This is a genomic window from Halomonas sp. B23F22_3 (assembly GCF_043496965.1).
Lineage (GTDB): Bacteria > Pseudomonadota > Gammaproteobacteria > Pseudomonadales > Halomonadaceae > Halomonas.
In genome coordinates, this window is the sequence record NZ_JBIEKG010000007.1 from 59,228 (window position 1) to 76,907 (window position 17,680).

Here is a 17,680-nt window from a genome sequence, read left to right on the forward strand (position 1 = left end):
TCAGGACTCCCGTGTCTCGAAGTCGATGCGCGGGTCGACCCACACATAGGTCAGGTCCGAGACCAGCTTCAGGATCAGGCCGATCAGGGTGTAGAGGTAGAGGGTGCCGAAGATCACCGGGTAGTCGCGCTGCATCACCGCCTCGAAGCCCAGCAGGCCGAGTCCGTTGAGCGAGAAGATCACCTCGATCAGCAGCGAGCCGGTGAAGAAGATGCCCACCAGCGCGGCGGGCAGCCCCGCGATGATGATCAGCATGGCGTTGCGGAACACGTGGCCGTAGAGCACGCGCCGGTCGCTGGCGCCCTTGGCGCGGGCGGTCAGCACGTACTGCTTGTGCACCTCGTCGAGGAAGCTGTTCTTGGTCAGCATGGTCAGGGTCGCGAAGCTGCCGATCGCCGAGGCGGCCACCGGCAGGGTGATGTGCCAGAGGTAGTCCTTCACCTTGCCCCAGGCGGAGAGCTCGTCGAAGTCCGCCGAGGTGAGGCCGCGCAGCGGAAACAGGTCCCAGTAGCTGCCGCCGGCGAACAGCACGATCAGCAGGATCGCGAACAGGAAGCCGGGGATGGCGTAGCCGACGATCACCAGTCCCGAGCTCCAGACGTCGAAGGTCGAGCCGTGGCGAAGTGCCTTGCGGATGCCCAGCGGGATCGAGACCAGGTAGACCACCAGGGTGGTCCAGAGCCCCAGCGAGATCGACACCGGCAGGCGCTCGAGCATCAGGGTGGTGACCTGCTCGTCGCGAAAGAAGCTCTCGCCGAAATCGAAGGTCGCATAGTCGGCGATCATGCCGAGGAAGCGCTCGTGGGCCGGCTCGTCGAAGCCGAACTGCGCCTCGAGCTTCTCGATGAAGGCGGGGGGGATGCCTCGGGCGCCACGGGATTCGCCGCTCGCCGCCACGTCGCCGCCGCCCCCTTCCATACGTGTGCTGGCCTGGCTGGAGAGGCCCTGGAAGCGGGCCAGCACCTGGTCGATGGGGCCGCCCGGGGCGGCCTGGACGATGATGAAGTTGAGCAGCATGATCCCCAGCAGGGTGGGGATCATCAGCAGCAGGCGGCGCAGTACGTAGGCGGCCACGGCGTATCCTTGAATTTTTCGTGCAAACGTCGTGCGAAAGAACGATGAGCTTTCCGGGGACCAGCTGCTGCGAGGGCGCTGTGAACCCTTCCCTGGGCGCTACTTTTGCCCTGCGGCGCTCTCGCATCCTGCTCCGCTTGCAGGGCCGCTGCTGGCCTTCCTTGGCCAGCCCGTTCGGAGGAATCCTCCTCACCCCTGGCAAAAGACCCTCGCTTCACCTTGCCCCCGTCGCTCATCTTGCCGCCTAAATGCGGGCCTAGCGGTGCCCCGGCGGCCGACTCCATCCGGTCTTCAGCGATTGCGCTGGCGGGCCTCGATCTCGCGGCCGCGCTCGGGGTCCACCCACCAGGCGTGAAGGTCCAGCCCGTACTCGGGGAAGGGCTCCTGCCAGCCGAACTTGTCCCACAGCGCGATTCGCGTCTGGCCCAGGTGCCACTGGGGAATCACGTAGAAGCCCCAGCGCAGCACCCGGTCCAGGGCCCGGGCGGCGGTGTCCAGCGCCTGCCGGGAGTCGGCGGCGATCAACTCGTCGACCAGGTCGTCGATCACCGGGTCGCTGAGCCCGATCAGGTTGCGGCTCTGGGGCACGTCGGCGAACTCGCTGGTCCAGAAGTCGCGCTGCTCGTTGCCGGGATTGGCCGACTGGGGGAAGCTGCCGACGATGATATCGAAGTCGAAGCTGCGCAGCCGATTGAGGTACTGGTTGACGTCGACGATGCGGATGTCGCCCTGGATACCGAGCCGCTCGAGGTTCTGCAGCAGCGGCTGCACGACCCTCTCGAACTGGGTGTCGAAGAGCAGGACTTCCAGGCGCAGGGGCGTGCCGCTGTCGAGATCGGTCATCACGCCGTCGCGCACCGCATAGCCCGCCTCGTTGAGCAGCTCCAGCGCCCTGCCGAGCCGCGGGCGCAGCCCCTCGGGATGGTCGATCGGCAGCGGTGCCTCGAAGACCTCGTCGGGCAGTGCCTCGCGATGGGGCGCGAGCAGCGCGAGCTCGGCCTCGCTCGGCAGCCCCTCGGCGGCCATCTCGGAGTTGGCGAAGTAGCTCTCGGTGCGCTCATAGGCGCCGTAGAAGAGGTTGCGATTGAGCCACTCGAAGTCGAAGGCGAGGTTCAGCGCCTCGCGCACGCGCACGTCCTGGAAGGTCTCGCGGCGCAGGTTCATCACGTAGGCCTGCATGCCGGCGGGCTGGCCATCCGGGACCTCGAGACGCTTCACGAAGCCCGCCTCCAGGGCCGGAAAGTCATAGGCGGTGGCCCAGTTGCGGGCGCTGGTCTCGATGCGCAGGTCGAGGTTGCCGGCCTTGAAGGCCTCCAGGGCCACGGTCTGGTCGCGATAGTAGTCGTAGATGAGGCGCTCGATGTTGTGGCGACCGTGGTTCACGGGCAGGTCCTGCCCCCAGTAGTCCGCCACGCGCTCATAGACGATGCGCCGGCCCGGCTCCACGGTGGCGATGCGGTAGGGGCCCGAGCCGAGCAGGGCGTCCCGGGTGGTCGCCTCGAAGTCCCGGCCTTCCCAGTAGTGGGCCGGCAGGATCGGCAGCTGACCGAGGATCAGCGGCAGCTCCCGGGATTCGCTGTCGGCGAGATCGATGTGCACGGTGTCCGCATCGATGGCGCGGACGTCCACCACGTCGGCGTAGTAGGCGGCGTAGAACGGCTGACCCTGCTCGGTCAGCGTCTCGAAGCTGAAGATCACGTCCTCGGCGGTGACCGGGTGGCCGTCATGGAAGCGTGCCTCGGGGTGCAGGTCGAACTCGATCCACTGGCGATCGGGATCCAGGCGCACGCCCTCGGCGAGCAGGCCGTACATCGAGAAGGGCTCGTCGGGGTTCTGGGTCAGCAGGGTGTCGTAGATCTCGGTCAGCCCGGTGGCCGGGGTGCCGCGGATGATGAAGGGGTTGGTCGAGTCGAAGCTGCCGATGGCCGAGCGCACCAAGCTGCCCCCCATCGGGGCCTCGGGGTCGGCATGGGGCAGGTGCTCGAAGTCGGCGGGCAGGGCCGGGTCGCCGTAGAGCGCCAGGCCGTGCACGGTCGGCACGTCGGCGGGCTCGGCCGCCAGGGCCGGCCCGCCGAGCAGCGCACCCAGCAGCAGGCCCAGGCCAGGGGCAGCGTGTCGCATCGATCAGCATCCTTGTAGCAGGGCGGGGCCGTGGCCCCGGTCATCAACTACCGGAAAGTGTCAGCTGTTGCCCCGGTTGTAAAGCATCAGGCCGCTCGATGCCGTTCCAGCGGGCCAGCTCGGCGAGGGTCACGGAGTGGCGCGAGGCGATCGCCGAGAGGCTGTCGCCCTGGCGTACCACGTAGGTCTCGGCGCTGAGGTTGGTCGCGCGATCGGGGGTGTCGCTGCGCAGCCGGGCGACCATGCGGGTGGCGCTCTCGGCGGGCACCAGCAGGCGCGTCACGCGCCGGGGGTCGGCATGGTTGCCGAGCAGGCCGGGGTTGAGATCCTCGAGTTCCGTGCGCGAGACGCCGGCGATCCTGGCGGCCTCGCCAAGCGCCAGTGATCGGGTCACCGGCACCTCGGCCACGGCCGGCTCGGCCTCGATCTCGGGCAGCGCGACGCCGTAGCGTTCGGGGTCGGCGATGATCGTCGAGATGGCGATCAGCTTGGGCACGTAGTTCATGGTCTCCCGGGGCAGGTCGAGATCCCAGTAGTTGCCGGCCTTGCCCTGGGCGAGCGCGGCGCGGCGGGCCCGGTTCACGTTGCCGGCGCCGGCGTTGTAGGCGGCCAGGGAGAGCTCGATATCGCCCTCGTACCACTGGTCGGCCTGCATCTCGATGTAGTCCAGGGCGGCGTGGGTGGAGCGCGCCACGTCGAGGCGGCCGTCGTAGCCACCGCCGCGGTGCAGGCCCAGGGCGTTGCCGGTACGGGGCATGAACTGCCAGAGGCCGCTGGCGCCGCGATGGCTCCGGGCGGTGGGGTCGAACGAGCTCTCGATGAACGGGATCAGGGCGATCTCGCCGGGCAGTTGCCGCTCCTCGACGCGCTCGGTGATCCAGGCCAGCCACGGACGGGCGCGTTCGGTGATCTCGGCGATGTTGTGCGGGCTCTGGCGATAGTGCTCGATCCAGTGCTGGACGCGCGGATGATCAGCGTCTGCCTGCCACTGGAAGGCCTCGCTGAGGCGCGACCAGGCGTCCTGGGGCTCCAGGGCCAGGGCGTCCCAGAAATGCAGGCTGGTGGGCAGGGGGGCGGTGCGGGCCGTCTGGCTGGCCGAATCATCCTTGAAAGCGCTCCCGTGGGTGGTGGAGGCCTGGCTATTGCCGGCGACCATCAGTGATCCCATGAGAGCGAGACAGCTGGTGAAGCCCAGGATCCGTCGACGTGAGGTGTAGTAAGTCATCGAGAGGTGATCTCCAGGTCATGCGAAGGCCCGCCCCGAGGGGCAGGCCTGAAAACGTCTGTCATCAGAGCGTTCAGAAGTCGTCCTTCCAGGCGCGCAGCGTGGTGAAGGTCGCCAGTTCGGTGTCGGTGTCGCCATGGGCGGCGGCGGCCTGCCGGATACCGGCCGAGTCGCAGCGCAGGAACGGGTTGATTCGGCGTTCACGGCCGAGGGTGCTCGGCAGCGTGGGGCGGTCGAGCTCGCGGGCGCGGCGGCACTCGTCCTGGGCCGCCTCGACGTCGCTGTTGTCCGGGTCGGCGGCGCGGGCGAAGGCCAGGTTGGCCTGGGTGTACTCGTGGGCGGCGAAGACCAGGGTCTCCTCCGGCAGGGTCGCCAGGCGCGACAGCGACTCGTGCATCTGTTCGGGGGTGCCCTCGAAGAGGCGGCCGCAGCCACCGCTGAAGAGCACGTCGCCGGCGAACAGCAGCGGCGGGATACCCGCCGTGAAGAAGCCGATGTGATCCAGGGTATGGCCGGGCAGGGCGAAGACCTCGAACAGCCGGCCCATCACCCGCACCTCGTCACCGTCGCCGACCCGCTCGTCGATCCCCTCGATGGCGGGGTTGTCTGGCCCGATCACCCGCGGCGAGTAGCGCGTGATCAGTTCGCGCAGGCCGCCGGTATGATCCGGGTGGTGATGGGTGATGAGCACGGCGCCGAGCTCCAGGCCCTCGCGCTCGAGCCACTCGATCACCGGCGTTGCATCGCCCGGGTCCACCACGCAGACTGCCTGGCTCGTATCCTGGCGCAGCAGCCAGATATAGTTGTCGCTAAAGGCGGGGATCGGTGTCACGCTCAACATGGCTCAGGATCCTTGACGGAGGCGTTCCGAGACGCTGCCGCGATTCGTTGCGATATGGCTTGCAAAACCCGGCACTTTGGAGGGATAAGGGCGTTATGTCAAATTCGCGGGATCTCCATGGACTGGCGCAGCTGGTACGGGACGGCCGTCGCTACTGGGCGTCTCCGGCGGGGCGGGCCCTGTGGCGGGCCGAGCGCGCCTGCCTGGGTCCGGTCTGCGAGCGTCTCTCTGGCCGGCACAGCCTGGAGCTCGGCATGGCCCCCGTGTTGAGTGACATCTGCCCGATCCGCCACGCCCTGAGCTGGGCGCCGACCCGTGAGATGGCCGCCCATGACTCGACCCTCGTCTGCCCGCCCGATGGCCTGCCGCTGCCCGATGACAGCCTGAGCCTGGTGGTGATCCACCACCTGCTGGAGGTGGTGCCCGACCCTCACCACATGCTCCAGGAGGCGGCCCGTGTCACCGCCGACGACGGACGGCTGATCATCTTCGGCTGGTATCCGCTGAGTGCCGGTGGCCTGTCGCGCGCCTGGCCCGGGCGGCGCGAGCGCATGCCCGGGCGGGGGCGCTGGCGCACGCCCGGGCGCCTGGGGGACTGGCTTACGTTTGTCGACTTCGAGATCGACCGGGTAGACTACTGCGGCTTCCATCTGCCCGGCGGCCAGCCGCGTAACGCCATGCTGGAGACCCTCGGGCGGCGCCACAACCTGCCGCTGGGCGACAGCTACATGATCCATGCCCGGCGCCGGACCCAGCTGGTCCAACCTCAGCGCCCCGGATTCGGGCTGGCCAGTCCCCTGGTCGGGCCGACGTTCGGCAGCGCCACCCGGATCGGCACCCCGCGCGCGGCTCGGCGCGAGAAGGAGCCGCTGGGGTAAGGCAAGCCGCCCGCGCCAGGCAGTGACGTTCCACCCTTGATGGCCGCGCCTGCCCCAGGCGACCCACCCCCTGTTACCCGCGAGTCGACGAGAGACCCCATGCGTCAGATCATCCTGGATACCGAGACCACCGGCATCGACCCCCGCGACGGCCATCGCCTGATCGAGATCGGCGCGGTCGAGATGGTCAACCGCCGCCTCACCGGCAACTCCTATCACCAGTTCATCAATCCCGAGCGCGACATCGAGGCCGAGGCCATCGGCATCCACGGCATCACCAACGAGCGCGTGGCCGACGAGCCGGTGTTCGCCGAGATCGCCGACGCCTTCTGGTCCTTCATCGAGGGGGCGGAACTGGTGATCCACAACGCGCCCTTCGACGTGGGCTTCATCGATCACGAGCTTGGGATGCTCAACGCGCGCCGCGGCGAGCCGCGCCTCGGCCCGGTCGCCGAGCACTGCCGGATCCTCGATACGCTGAAGATGGCGCGCGATCTCCACCCTGGACAGCGCAACAACCTCGACGCGCTGTGCAAGCGCTACGACATCGAGAACGGACACCGGGTGTTGCACGGCGCCCTGCTCGACGCCGAGATCCTCGCCGACGTCTACCTGGCGATGACCGGCGGCCAGACCGCGCTGTCGCTGGACGCTTCGGCGGCCTCGGAGGGAGCCGCCAGTGAACAGCAGGGCCTGTCGCTGCGTCGGCTGTCGCTGACGCCGGGCCAGCTGCGGGTGGTGCGCCCCGACGAGGCCGAGCTGGCCGCCCATCGGGCCAAGCTGGATCGCATTCGTGAGGCCGCCGGAGAGTGCCGCTGGGACGCCCATGCCGGGCTCATCGGCGAGGAGGGGAGCCGCTGATGCTGCATCGGGAGTTGCCCAGCGAGGCGACGGCCGGACGGGTGATTCGCCTGGCCCGCGGGCGCATCGCCCCGGGGGCCGACGACGGCCCCCTCCAGGCCTTCCAGCCCTGGCATGCCCGGCTGCAGCCGCTGTGCTGGTGGCAGGAGGAGCCGGTGGCGCTGTCGCTGGAGGAGCAGCCGGGCGAGGACTGGCCGCCGGCCCGGGAGTGGCTCGCTCGGCTGCCGGAGCCCTGGTACGCGCTGGTCGCCACGGCGCTGCAGGTGGCGGCCTGGCTCCAGAACCATCGCTTCTGTGGGCGCTGCGGGACCCCGGCGGCGCGGCTGGATGCCGAGTTCGCCATGCACTGCGGAGCGTGTGGCCATCGCAACTATCCGCGCAACTCGCCCTGCATCATTACCCTGGTGACTCATGGCGAATCGCTGCTGCTGGCGCGCAGCCCACGTCACCCGCCGGGGCGCTACTCGACCCTGGCCGGTTTCATCGAGCCCGGCGAGGCCGCCGAGGAGGCGGTGCGTCGTGAGGTCTTCGAGGAGGTAGGGCTCAGTGTGGGGCGGGTCAGCTACTACAAGAGTCAGCCCTGGCCCTTCCCCCACTCGCTGATGCTGGGGTTCTTCGCCGAGGCCGCCAGCCGGCGCATCCGCATCGACGGGATCGAGATCGCCGATGCCGCCTGGTTCAGTCCGCGGCGCCTGCCCCAGCTGCCCCCGCTCTATTCCATCTCGCGTGCGCTGATCGAGACGCACCTCAAGGAGGTCGGGGGCCGCGGCTAGGGCGTCGCGTCAGCGACTCGGGAAGAGGCTCGAGAGCTTGGTGGCCAGCATGACGTTGCCGGTCGCCTTGAGCTTGCCGGTCATGAAGGCACTCATGCCGTTGATCTCGCCGTTCATCACGCCCTTGAGGGTGTCGCTGCTCATGCTCAGGCTGACCGAGGGGTCGTCGTGTTCGCCCTCGTGCACCTCCAGCTGGCCGTCGTTCACCACCAGGTAGTGATCGCCGACGTCGCTGAAGTGGAACTGGAAGACTTCGTGCATGCCGCTGGCGGCGTCGGCATCGAAACGGCGCTGGAGCTTGTCGAGGGTAGCGTCGGACATCGGAGATCCTTGTGAGAGGCAGTGGGGTGTCTGGGGCAGGGATGGACCGTTGCCAGCGTATTTGAAACACCTGTTTGAATCAAGCGCCCTCGTGCCGCGGGGAACTCTCGGCCAGGCTGGCGACAGGGCGCGTCGACGCGGAGAGGATGATGAACGAGTGGCTGACGGATTTCGGCATGTTCGTGGCGCAGCTGTTGACCCTGGCCTTGGTGGTCGGCCTCGGCACGGCGCTTTACATGAAGGCGCGCGGCGAGACGGGGGAGCGCACTCGGCTGCGGCTCGAGGAGCTCAACCAGACCCGCCGCCAACGCCAGCGACGCATGCAGCTGGTGGCCAGCCGGCCCGGCGCCCGCAAGGGGCTGCTCAAGGCCTTTCGTCGCGATGACAAGGCGCAGGCTCGCGGCAAGGACGAGCAGCAGGCGCGCCCCACGGTCTGGGTGCTCGACTTTCACGGCGATCTGAAGGCGAGCGCCGCCGGCCGCCTGGCCGAGGAGGTCTCGGCGGTGCTCGAGGTGGCCGGCGAAAACGACGAGGCCGTGCTGCGCCTCGAGTCGGCCGGGGGCCTGGTCCACAGCTACGGGCTCGCCGCCGCCGAGCTCGATCGGCTGCGTCAGGCGGGACTCTCCACCACGGTCTGCGTCGACAAGGTGGCGGCCAGCGGCGGCTACCTGATGGCGTGCGGCGCGGACCGCCTGCGGGCCGCCCCCTTCGCGGTGATCGGCTCCATCGGGGTGGTCGCCCAACTGCCCAACCTCCATCGCCTGCTCAAGCGCCACGACATCGACGTCGAGCTGCTCACGGCGGGGCGCTACAAGCGGACCCTGACGGTCTTCGGCGAGAACACCGAGGAGGGGCGCGACAAGTTCGTCGAGGATCTCGAGACCACCCACCAGCTGTTCAAGCGCCACGTGGCCGAGCGCCGTCCGGCCCTGGACATCGAAGCGGTGGCCACCGGCGAGATCTGGTATGGCAGCGATGCCCTCGAGCGGGGCCTGGTGGACGATCTGGGCACCAGCGAGGCCTATCTGGTCGAGCGCATGCGCGAGGCCCGGGTGATCAGCCTCAAGCTGGAGCAGAAGCCGACGCTATCCCATCGGCTGGGGCTGGGAGTCTCGAAAGGCGTGGAGCGGGGCGTCGAGCGGGGGCTGGAGATGCTCGACGCCGGTCGCTGGCAGAAGCGCTGACGGTCTTACGATCTGCCGTCGAGGGCCAGGCTGCCGAGCGCCTCGATAAGCGTCCTGGCGCGCTCGCCCTGCAGCGAGTAGTAAATGGTCTGCGACTCGCGGCGGGTCGTGACGAGGCTTTCGCGGCGCAGGATCGCCAGGTGCTGCGACAGCGCCGACTGGCTGAGCACCAGCCGCTGATTCAGCTCGGTCACCGACAGCTCGGTGCCGTCCAGCAGGCAGAGAATCCGCAACCGGTTGTCGTTGGCCATCGCCTTGAGTAGGGAGCTGGCCTCGTTGATGACCGCCTCTCCGCCTTCGAGGAGGCGTGCTGACGCACCTCTGGTGGTAGTGCCCATGATCTGTGCCCTGCGTTGCAGGCGCCGCCCATGGTCGGTCGCCTGCGCGGTGGAAAGGTTCCCCTGAGTCCACGCCTGGGGGGTGTGATCGGTCGTTCGTTGACCTTCTGATTCAGCTTATTCGCAATAATAGCGCAGCCTGGACGCCAACGCCGGATCAACGCTGTCGACGCGCGGGCGCATCCGTTGGTGGTGGCGGGGTCGTTGTTGACAATAGTGGGCGAGGCTCTCGTTCTTTTGTCGAATGTTAGCCGATGGTATGAGGTTTGACGGAGAAGCATGCTCTAGAGTGTCAACAATCAAGCCCTTTCCTCGATTGCTGACAGGATGCTGACGCGCATGTATCACGACGAGTTTCGACGCTCCATCGATCAACCTGAGGCCTTCTGGGCCGAACAGGCCAAGCGTATCCCCTGGTTCACCCCGCCCACCACGATCCTCGAATACGACGAGGCGAATCACGCCCGCTGGTTCGTGGACGGTGAGCTCAACATCTGCCACGCCGCGCTGGATCATCACGTCGAGCAGGGGCGGGGCGACCAGCCGGCCATCTACTGGGACTCACCGGTCACCGACAGCAAGCGCACCATCACCTTCGCCGAGATGCGCGACCAGGTGGCGCGCTTCGCCGGGGCCTTGAGAGACCTGGGAGTAGAGAAGGGCGACCGGGTGGTGATCTACATGCCCATGGTGCCCGAGGCCCTGGTCGCCATGTATGCCTGTGCCCGTCTCGGGGCCATTCACTCGGTGGTGTTCGGCGGCTTCGCGCCCCACGAGCTGGCGGTCCGCATCGAGGATGCCGAGCCGAAGGTCGTGATCGCCGCCTCCTGCGGCGTCGAGGGCGATCGGGTGCTTCCCTACAAGCCGATCATCGATGCCGCCATCGAGCAGAGCAGCTACAAGCCCGAGGCCTGTGTGATCCTGCAGCGCGAGCAGCACACCGCCGAGCTGGGCACGGCCATCGACCATGACTGGTCGGCGCTGGTCGAGCGGGCCACGCCGGCTGACTGCGTGCCGGTCAAGGGCAGCGATCCGCTCTACATCCTCTACACCTCCGGCACCACCGGCAAACCCAAGGGGGTGGTGCGCGATACCGGCGGCTATGCCGTGGCCCTGGCCTACTCCATGGAGACCATCTACGACGTGGCGCCGGGCGAGGTCTTCTTCTCGGCCTCCGACGTCGGTTGGGTGGTCGGCCACTCCTACATCGTCTATGCGCCGCTGCTGCGCGGCGCCACCACCCTGGTCTACGAGGGCAAGCCGGTGAAGACCCCGGATGCCGGGGCCTTCTGGCGTCTGATCAGCGAGTATCGGGTGAAGAGCTTCTTCACCGCGCCCACCGCCTTTCGCGCCATCAAGAAGGAGGATCCGGACGCCAAGCTGATGGCAAAGTACGACATCAGCTGCCTCAAGGCGCTGTTCCTGGCCGGCGAACGTCTGGATCCGCCGACCTTTCACTGGCTCGACGACCTGCTGACGGTGCCGGTGATCGATCACTGGTGGCAGACCGAGACCGGCTGGCCCATCGCCGCCAACCTGCACGGCCTCGAGCCGATGCCCACCAAGGCCGGCAGTGCCACGGTGCCGGTGCCCGGTTTCGACGTGCAGATCCTCGACCGAGAGGGCGAGCCGTCCGACGCCATGGAGCAGGGCAGCGTGGTGATCAAGCAGCCGCTGCCGCCGGGGTGCCTGACCGGGGTGTGGCGCGATCCGCAGCGCTTTCACAGCGCCTACATGGCCGCGTTCCCCGGTTACTACCTCACCGGCGACGGCGGCTACTTCGACGAGGATGGCTACCTCTTCATCATGGGGCGCACCGACGACGTCATCAATATCGCCGGCCATCGCCTCTCCACCGGTGAAATGGAGGAGGTCGTCGGCGCCCACCCCGCGGTGGCCGAGTGCGCGGTGATCGGCATCCACGACGCCCTGAAGGGGCAGCTGCCGGTGGGGCTGGTGATCCCCAAGGATGGCTTCGAGGGGGACGAGGTGGCGCTCGAGAACGAGCTGATCGGCCTGGTGCGCGAGAAGATCGGCCCGATCGCCTGCTTCAAGCAGGTACTGGTGGTCGATCGCTTGCCCAAGACCCGCTCCGGGAAGATCCTGCGCAAGCTGCTGCGAAACATCGCCGACGGCCAGGAATTCGGCGTGCCCTCGACCATCGACGACCCGGCGAGTCTCCAGGACGTGCATGAGGCGATGAAGGAGCGCTCGGTGGGTGCCGCCGAGCAGGCCCGCCAGGTCTGATTCCGCGCGACCCTGCCGTGAGACCACGACGCCGCCCTCTTGGGCGGCGTCGTCATGTGGGGCAGGGCCTTCCATGGCCAGGGTGATGGCCAGGCCGTATAATGCCGGCCCATTCTCGCCATGCGCGAGGGCCGATCCACGAGGGTTCCCTCACCCCTCCTCAAAAAAGGATGCCGTGATGTTCGTGCTGTCCGAGGTCCAGACCCGGCGCTGCCTGGCGCTGCTGGTCGCCTTCCATATCCTGGTCATTGCCGCCAGCAACTACCTGGTGCAGCTGCCGTTCACCCTGTGGGGCTTCCATACCACCTGGGGCGCGTTCAGCTTTCCCTTCATCTTCCTGGCCACCGATCTCACCGTGCGCCTGTTCGGCAAGGAGCCGGCCCGGGCGATCATCCTGCGCGTGATGCTGCCGGCGCTGGTCATCTCCTACGTCGTCTCCGTGGTCTTTCCCCGCGGCGGTTTCGCCGGCCTCGAGGCGCTGGGCGAGTGGAACCTCTTCGTCGCCCGCATCGCCCTGGCGAGCTTCATGGCGTACGTGCTGGGCCAGCTACTGGACGTGCAGGTCTTCGACCGGCTGCGCGCCCTCAAGGCCTGGTGGGTGGCGCCGGCCGTTTCCACGGTGCTTGGCAACCTCGCCGATACCTTCGCGTTCTTCTCCATCGCCTTCCACCGCAGTCCAGACCCCTTCATGGCCGCCAACTGGCCCGAGATCGCCTGGGTCGACTACGCGATCAAGCTCGCCATCAGCCTGGCCTTCTTCCTGCCGCTCTATGGCGTGCTGCTGGCCTGGCTGAGCCGTCGACTGGTGGCGGCGACGGGGCGCGATGACGTGATGCCTGAAGAGGCGCGTGCGTCTTCCTGATACGCCACGCACGATGCCCAGCACCCGAACCCCTGACGCCAAGGAGGCTTGCATGCCCACCGATCTTCACTTCCTCGATACCGGCGGCGACGAGACGCCGCTGGTGGTCGTCCACGGCCTGCTGGGCAGCGCCGACAACTGGCGCTCCCACGCCAAGCAGTGGCAGCGGCGCCGTCGGGTGATCACCGTGGACCTGCGCAACCACGGGCGTTCGCCCCACGTGGCGGGGATGGGCTACGACGCCATGGCCGAGGACCTGCTGGCCCTGCTCGATCGTCTCGATGTCGAGCGTGCCCACCTGCTGGGGCACTCCATGGGCGGCAAGGTGGTGATCAGCCTGGCCCGGCTGGCGCCTGAGCGGGTGGCCTCACTGATCGTCGCCGATATCGCCCCGGTGGCCTACGGGCACGACCACGACAGCGTCTTCGCCGCGCTGCGCCGCGTCGAGGCGGGCTCGCCGACCAACCGGCGCGAGGCCGATGCGCTGCTCGCCGAGCACGTCGACGAGGACGCGGTGCGCCTCTTTCTCGCCACCAACCTCGAGCGCGACGAGGCGGGCATCCTGCGGCCCCGCATCGGTCTCGACGAGATCCAGGGCGACTACGAGACGATCATGGGCGTGCCAGCGGGCGAGGGGGCCTATGAGGGGCCAACGCTGGTGCTGCGCGGCGCGCAGTCGCGCTACGTGACCGACGAGATGCTGCCGGCGCTTCACGAGGTGCTGCCAAACGCCGAGATCCAGACCCTGGAGGCCGGCCACTGGCTGCATGCCGAGCAGCCGGCGGCCTTCCAGGCGGCGGTCAACGCCTTCCTGGACGCGTTGGGCGACTAGCGGGAATGCCGGCCGCTTGGCGGGCCACTCAGCGCGAGAGCGCGCCGGGATCGACCGCCAGTCGGGAGACCGGGTGGCGATCGTCCAGGACGCCGGCCTCGAGCAAATACGCCTCGAAGCGACGATAGCGGCCCTGGTCCAGGGCCGCGGGGCTCAGGCTCAGCCGCGGCCGAATCTGCTGCCAGGCCTCACGGTTGACCGGCGTGTCGATCCCGGGCTCGGCGCGGGCGACCAGCGTCCACGCCTCCTGCGGATGGTTGGCGATCCACACCGAGGCCTCCTCCAGCGCCTCGACCAGGCGGCGGATGGCGTCGCGCTGCGCGCCCAGGTGATCGCGGTTGGCCAGCATGACCAGGCCGTCGTGCAGCGGGATGCCGAGGGCCTCGCTGGTCAGCACGCGGGTCGCGAGCCCTTCGTCGGCCAGCTGGCGCGGCAGCAGGTGGCGCATGGCGCCGATCACCCCCTCCACGCGCCCCTCGCGCAGCGCATCGCCGAGCCGGAAATGCAGCTCCTGGGTCTCGACCTCGTCATCACGCACGCTGGCCTGGCGCAGCAGGGCCGTCAGCAGCACGTCCCGGCTATCGGTATCGGCATGGCCGATTCGCGCACCCGCCAGGTCGACCGCCGCGGTGATATCGCTGTCCTCGCGCACCACCAGGGCGCTCAGCGGCATGGCGACCAGGGTGGCGACCCGCACCACCGGCAGTCCGCGATCCACGCCGAGATGCAGCAGCGGCTGGCGCGCCAGGGCGAGATCGATGCGCGAGGCCGCCAGCAGCTTGATGGGCACATCCGGATCGGCGGGGGTCGACAGGGTCACGTCCAGCCCGCGGCTGGCGAACAGACCGCGCTCTCGGGCGACGATCAGCGCGGCATGCCGCGGGCTGGGCGTCCAGTCCAGCATCACGCTGAGCGGCGTGACGGGGGGCGGCTCGATGGGCTCCGCCGGGCGCAGGGCGATGGCCGGCACGCTGGGGCGAGAGGGCGTATCGACCGCCGGCCCCCGTGGCGCCTCCCGGTAGCGTTGGCGGATCGCCCGCTGCTTGGCGATCTCGCGCGCCGCCTCTTCGGCCAGGGCCTCGAGATCCAGCACCATCACCTCGGTGCCCAGCGGCGGATAGCCCGCCCGCGCGTCGGGCTCGGCCGGTGCGGCGACGAGCGCTGACGGCAGCAGGCCGGCGATCGCCAGCAGGGCGATCGGCCAGCGCCGCCGCCGAGCGACGGGGGAGATCTGAGAAAGGACTGCTGCCATGCGCGCTACCCGGTCAACGATGCCGCGCAAGCTTAACCGCTGGTGGTCCGCCACGGCCAGTCGCGGGCACCAACGAAAATCGCCGCGCTCGTCGCGGCATGCGATACTTTGCGTTTTCAAAGCCAAGGCAGGCGGTCATGGATTCGATCAACAGTCTGTTTCTGCTCAGCGGCTTTCTGCTGGCCCTGAGCATCCTCGCCAGCCGTCTCTCCTCGATGGCCGGCGTGCCGCTGCTGTTGATCTTCCTGGGTCTGGGGATGCTGGCCGGCGAGGAGGGGCTGCTCGGCATCCAGTTCGACGACTACTCCCTGGCCTTCTCCATCGGCCACCTGGCGCTGGCCATGATCCTGCTCGACGGGGGGCTGCGTACCCGTCTCAAGACCTTTCGCGTCGGCTTCCGTCCGGCGCTCTCCCTGGCGACCTTCGGGGTCTTCATCACCGGCGGCCTGGTGGGGCTCTTCGCCATGTGGGTCTTCGAGCTGAGCCTGGTGCAGGGCCTGCTGGTGGGCGCCATCGTCGGCTCCACCGATGCCGCCGCGGTGTTCTCGATGCTCAGCGGGCGAGGGGTCAACCTCAATGAGCGAGTCGGCGCCACCCTGGAGATCGAGTCGGGCACCAACGACCCGATGGCGATCTTCCTGACCCTGATGCTGGTGGAGGTGCTGGTCGGCGACATCGGTGGGGTGGGCGAGACCCTGCTGTTCCTGGTGCAGCAGTTCGGGTTGGGCATCCTGATCGGGCTCGGCGTCGGCTGGCTGAGTGCGCGGCTCTTGAGCTGGCTGGACCTGGCGCCGGGGCTCTATTCGCTGCTGGCCCTGGGGCTCGGCTTCTGCGTCTTCGGACTGACCAGCGCCCTGGGCGGCAGCGGCTTCCTGGCCATCTACCTGGCCGGGCTGATGATCGGCAACCGACCCGGTCGTCACCTCAACTTCATCCTGCCGGTGCACGACGGCCTGGCCTGGCTCTCCCAGATCGGCCTGTTCCTAGTGCTGGGCCTGCTGGTCACGCCTAGCGAGATGATGGACTATGCGCTGCCGGCGCTGCTGGTGGCTCTGGCGCTGATCTTCGTCGCCAGGCCCCTGGCGGTGCTGATCGTCGTCAAGCCCTTCTTCAAGTTTCGCTGGCGCGAGATCGGCTTCATTGCCTGGGTGGGCCTGCGTGGGGCGGTGCCGATCGTGCTGGCGATCTTCCCGGTGATCGGCGGGGTGGAGAACGCCTCGCTCTACTTCAACGTCGCCTTCGCGGTGGTGCTGCTGTCGCTGCTGATCCAGGGCGGCTCGCTGCCGTGGATGGCGCGTCGCATGAAGGTCGAGCTGCCGCCCACCGTCACCCCCAACCGCCGCGGTCCGCTGGGTATCCTGCCCGAGAACGACTACGAGATGTTCGTCTACGAGGTGGAGAACGCCGACCTCGAGGACGTGCCGATCCGGCTCTTGCGCTTCCCCTCGGGGGCCCTGATCTCGGCGCTCTTCCGCGAGCATGCCATGCTGCACCCCAAGGGCAGCACGCGGCTAAGGCTGGGGGACGTGATCTGCGTGATTGGCCGCACCGATGACCTGCCGGCGCTGAACCGCCTGTTCAATGGGGATGCCAAGCTCAAACGCGAGCGCGCCTTCTTCGGCACCTTCACCTTCGACGGCGACGCCTTCATGCGCGACATCGCCGACGCTTACGGCCTCACCCTGAGTCCCGGCGAGCAGGACATGACCCTGGCCGAGTTCGTCTCGCTGCGGGTGGGCGGGCATCCGGTGGTCGGCGACGACGTGGACTGGCACGGTATCCACTGGGTCGTCAGCGCGATGGAGGGCAATCGCGTGACCCGGGTGGGGCTGCGTCTCTATTGAGGGTGGCGCTGCCTGGCGGTCGGCAGCAGCTCCCTGTAGCGCAACCATGAAGCAGGGTGGCGACGCGTCAGGTGGGCAGGGGCGTAGGCCTGGCCGCTCACGCCTGCCGGGTCGCCGCCTTCAGCCTCTCGAGGGTGATCTCGACGGCCTGCTCGCCGTCGGCGAGCCATACCGTGTCATCCTGGAGGGTGGCGCTCAGGTTCATGCTCTTCGCCGCCATGCCGGAAAGCGCCTGCACCGTCTCCGGCGCGATGGCGAACACCGTCAAGTTCTCGAGGGTCGCCAGCTTGCCGGCCAGCGACTCCCACCAGAGCGCGGCGCCATGGCCGCTGTAGGTGTAGATGACGACGTCGCCGGCGCGGCCGCAGGCGCGACGAATGCTCTTCTCGTCGGGCTGGCCGAGCTGGATCCACTGCTCGATCTCGCCGGTGAGGTCCCGGCGCCACAGGTCGGGCTCGTCCTCGGTACTCACGCCCCGCCCGAAGGCCAGCGCCTCGTCGGCGTTCAGTGCGAAGGCGAGCAGCCTGACCATCATGCGCTCGTCGGTTTCCGACGGGTGTTGCGCCACGGTCAGGGCGTGATCGGCATAATAGTGCCGGTCCATGTCGGCGACCTGCAGCTGTACTCGATGAATCGTTGCCTTCAGTGCCATGGCGAAATGGGCCTTTTCTGGATGGCGGCCTCGCGGTGCAAGGGCGCGGAGTGGTGCCGTCGGACATTGCCGGTGGCGTCTCTCGGGTGTGGACAGCAGGGAAGGGGCCCATGTTTCGCGCCCGGACACGGCGGGCGCGTTGCGTGACGAGCCCGTACGCCGCCATGAGTGTGGCCCATGCGCTGAAACAAGAAAACCAGCCTCGGTGGGCTGGTTTTCATCGAATGGTGGCGGAGGGACAGGGATTCGAACCCTGGGTAGGCTATTAACCTACGCCGGTTTTCAAGACCGGTGCATTCAACCGCTCTGCCATCCCTCCGGCTTACGGATGCGTACTCTACCAGTTTTCATCCGCAGGTCAAGAGCCCCTTGGGA

The 17,680-nt window shown here is 68.3% G+C and carries 16 protein-coding genes and 1 tRNA gene; 8 read left to right on the forward strand and 9 right to left on the reverse strand.

The annotated features are described in order from the left end of the window. From ACGTNG_RS16330 to gloB, 4 genes are all read right to left on the reverse strand, one after another. Complete coding sequence (locus ACGTNG_RS16330; RefSeq protein ID WP_394797577.1) at positions 1-1,074, reverse strand: microcin C ABC transporter permease YejB; 1,074 nt, start codon at positions 1,072-1,074, stop codon at positions 1-3. A 291-nt stretch (positions 1,075-1,365) separates the two neighbouring features. Beyond that, positions 1,366-3,195, reverse strand: coding sequence for an extracellular solute-binding protein (locus ACGTNG_RS16335; protein WP_394797578.1), 1,830 nt, complete (start codon positions 3,193-3,195; stop codon positions 1,366-1,368). A 43-nt stretch (positions 3,196-3,238) separates the two neighbouring features. Then, the gene (locus ACGTNG_RS16340; protein WP_394797579.1) at positions 3,239-4,420 is read right to left on the reverse strand and encodes a transglycosylase SLT domain-containing protein; all 1,182 of its coding nucleotides are present in this window, start codon (positions 4,418-4,420) and stop codon (positions 3,239-3,241) included. A 73-nt stretch (positions 4,421-4,493) separates the two neighbouring features. Next, the gene (gloB, locus tag ACGTNG_RS16345; RefSeq protein WP_394797580.1) at positions 4,494-5,261 is read right to left on the reverse strand and encodes a hydroxyacylglutathione hydrolase; all 768 of its coding nucleotides are present in this window, start codon (positions 5,259-5,261) and stop codon (positions 4,494-4,496) included. A gap of 95 nt (positions 5,262-5,356) precedes the next feature. Here gloB and ACGTNG_RS16350 point away from each other — a divergent pair, with 95 nt between their 5' ends. From ACGTNG_RS16350 to nudC, 3 genes are all read left to right on the forward strand, one after another. Beyond that, positions 5,357-6,139, forward strand: coding sequence for a methyltransferase domain-containing protein (locus ACGTNG_RS16350; protein ID WP_394797581.1), 783 nt, complete (start codon positions 5,357-5,359; stop codon positions 6,137-6,139). 99 nt (positions 6,140-6,238) lie between these two features. Beyond that, positions 6,239-7,000, forward strand: a complete 762-nt coding sequence (gene dnaQ, locus ACGTNG_RS16355) for a DNA polymerase III subunit epsilon (RefSeq protein ID WP_394797582.1) — start codon at positions 6,239-6,241, stop codon at positions 6,998-7,000. After that, positions 7,000-7,773 (forward strand): NAD(+) diphosphatase, encoded by a 774-nt coding sequence (nudC, locus tag ACGTNG_RS16360; RefSeq protein WP_394797583.1) that lies wholly within the window; start codon positions 7,000-7,002, stop codon positions 7,771-7,773. The genes dnaQ and nudC overlap by 1 nt, the downstream gene beginning before the upstream one ends. A 9-nt stretch (positions 7,774-7,782) precedes the next feature. On the opposite strand, the gene ACGTNG_RS16365 is transcribed toward nudC, so the two are convergent. After that, the gene (locus ACGTNG_RS16365; protein ID WP_394797584.1) at positions 7,783-8,094 is read right to left on the reverse strand and encodes an SCP2 sterol-binding domain-containing protein; all 312 of its coding nucleotides are present in this window, start codon (positions 8,092-8,094) and stop codon (positions 7,783-7,785) included. Between the two features lie 149 nt (positions 8,095-8,243). Between ACGTNG_RS16365 and sohB the strand changes: the two genes are divergently transcribed. Further along, positions 8,244-9,278 carry a protease SohB gene (gene sohB, locus ACGTNG_RS16370; RefSeq protein WP_394797585.1) on the forward strand — a complete coding sequence of 345 codons (1,035 nt, stop codon included), beginning with the start codon at positions 8,244-8,246 and terminating at the stop codon, positions 9,276-9,278. A 5-nt stretch (positions 9,279-9,283) separates the two neighbouring features. Here sohB and ACGTNG_RS16375 read toward each other — a convergent pair whose 3' ends face one another. Beyond that, the gene (locus ACGTNG_RS16375; protein ID WP_394797586.1) at positions 9,284-9,616 is read right to left on the reverse strand and encodes an ArsR/SmtB family transcription factor; all 333 of its coding nucleotides are present in this window, start codon (positions 9,614-9,616) and stop codon (positions 9,284-9,286) included. Between the two features lie 339 nt (positions 9,617-9,955). Between ACGTNG_RS16375 and ACGTNG_RS16380 the strand changes: the two genes are divergently transcribed. From ACGTNG_RS16380 to ACGTNG_RS16390, 3 genes are all read left to right on the forward strand, one after another. Continuing rightward, positions 9,956-11,863 carry a propionyl-CoA synthetase gene (locus ACGTNG_RS16380; RefSeq protein ID WP_394797587.1) on the forward strand — a complete coding sequence of 636 codons (1,908 nt, stop codon included), beginning with the start codon at positions 9,956-9,958 and terminating at the stop codon, positions 11,861-11,863. Positions 11,864-12,041: 178 nt separating this feature from the next. Next, positions 12,042-12,725: a 7-cyano-7-deazaguanine/7-aminomethyl-7-deazaguanine transporter gene (locus tag ACGTNG_RS16385; protein ID WP_394797588.1), complete on the forward strand. Its 684-nt coding sequence runs from the start codon at positions 12,042-12,044 to the stop codon at positions 12,723-12,725. Positions 12,726-12,777: 52 nt separating this feature from the next. Continuing rightward, positions 12,778-13,557 (forward strand): alpha/beta fold hydrolase, encoded by a 780-nt coding sequence (locus ACGTNG_RS16390; protein WP_394797589.1) that lies wholly within the window; start codon positions 12,778-12,780, stop codon positions 13,555-13,557. Positions 13,558-13,585: 28 nt separating this feature from the next. On the opposite strand, the gene ACGTNG_RS16395 is transcribed toward ACGTNG_RS16390, so the two are convergent. After that, positions 13,586-14,809: an ABC transporter substrate-binding protein gene (locus tag ACGTNG_RS16395; protein ID WP_394797590.1), complete on the reverse strand. Its 1,224-nt coding sequence runs from the start codon at positions 14,807-14,809 to the stop codon at positions 13,586-13,588. A gap of 137 nt (positions 14,810-14,946) precedes the next feature. Between ACGTNG_RS16395 and ACGTNG_RS16400 the strand changes: the two genes are divergently transcribed. Continuing rightward, positions 14,947-16,653, forward strand: coding sequence for a potassium/proton antiporter (locus ACGTNG_RS16400; RefSeq protein ID WP_394797591.1), 1,707 nt, complete (start codon positions 14,947-14,949; stop codon positions 16,651-16,653). A 97-nt stretch (positions 16,654-16,750) separates the two neighbouring features. On the opposite strand, the gene ACGTNG_RS16405 is transcribed toward ACGTNG_RS16400, so the two are convergent. Together ACGTNG_RS16405 and ACGTNG_RS16410 are read right to left on the reverse strand one after the other, a co-directional pair. Beyond that, the gene (locus ACGTNG_RS16405; protein WP_394797592.1) at positions 16,751-17,305 is read right to left on the reverse strand and encodes a YaeQ family protein; all 555 of its coding nucleotides are present in this window, start codon (positions 17,303-17,305) and stop codon (positions 16,751-16,753) included. 228 nt (positions 17,306-17,533) lie between these two features. Continuing rightward, a tRNA-Ser gene (locus ACGTNG_RS16410) sits at positions 17,534-17,624 on the reverse strand. Positions 17,625-17,680 lie beyond the last annotated feature (56 nt).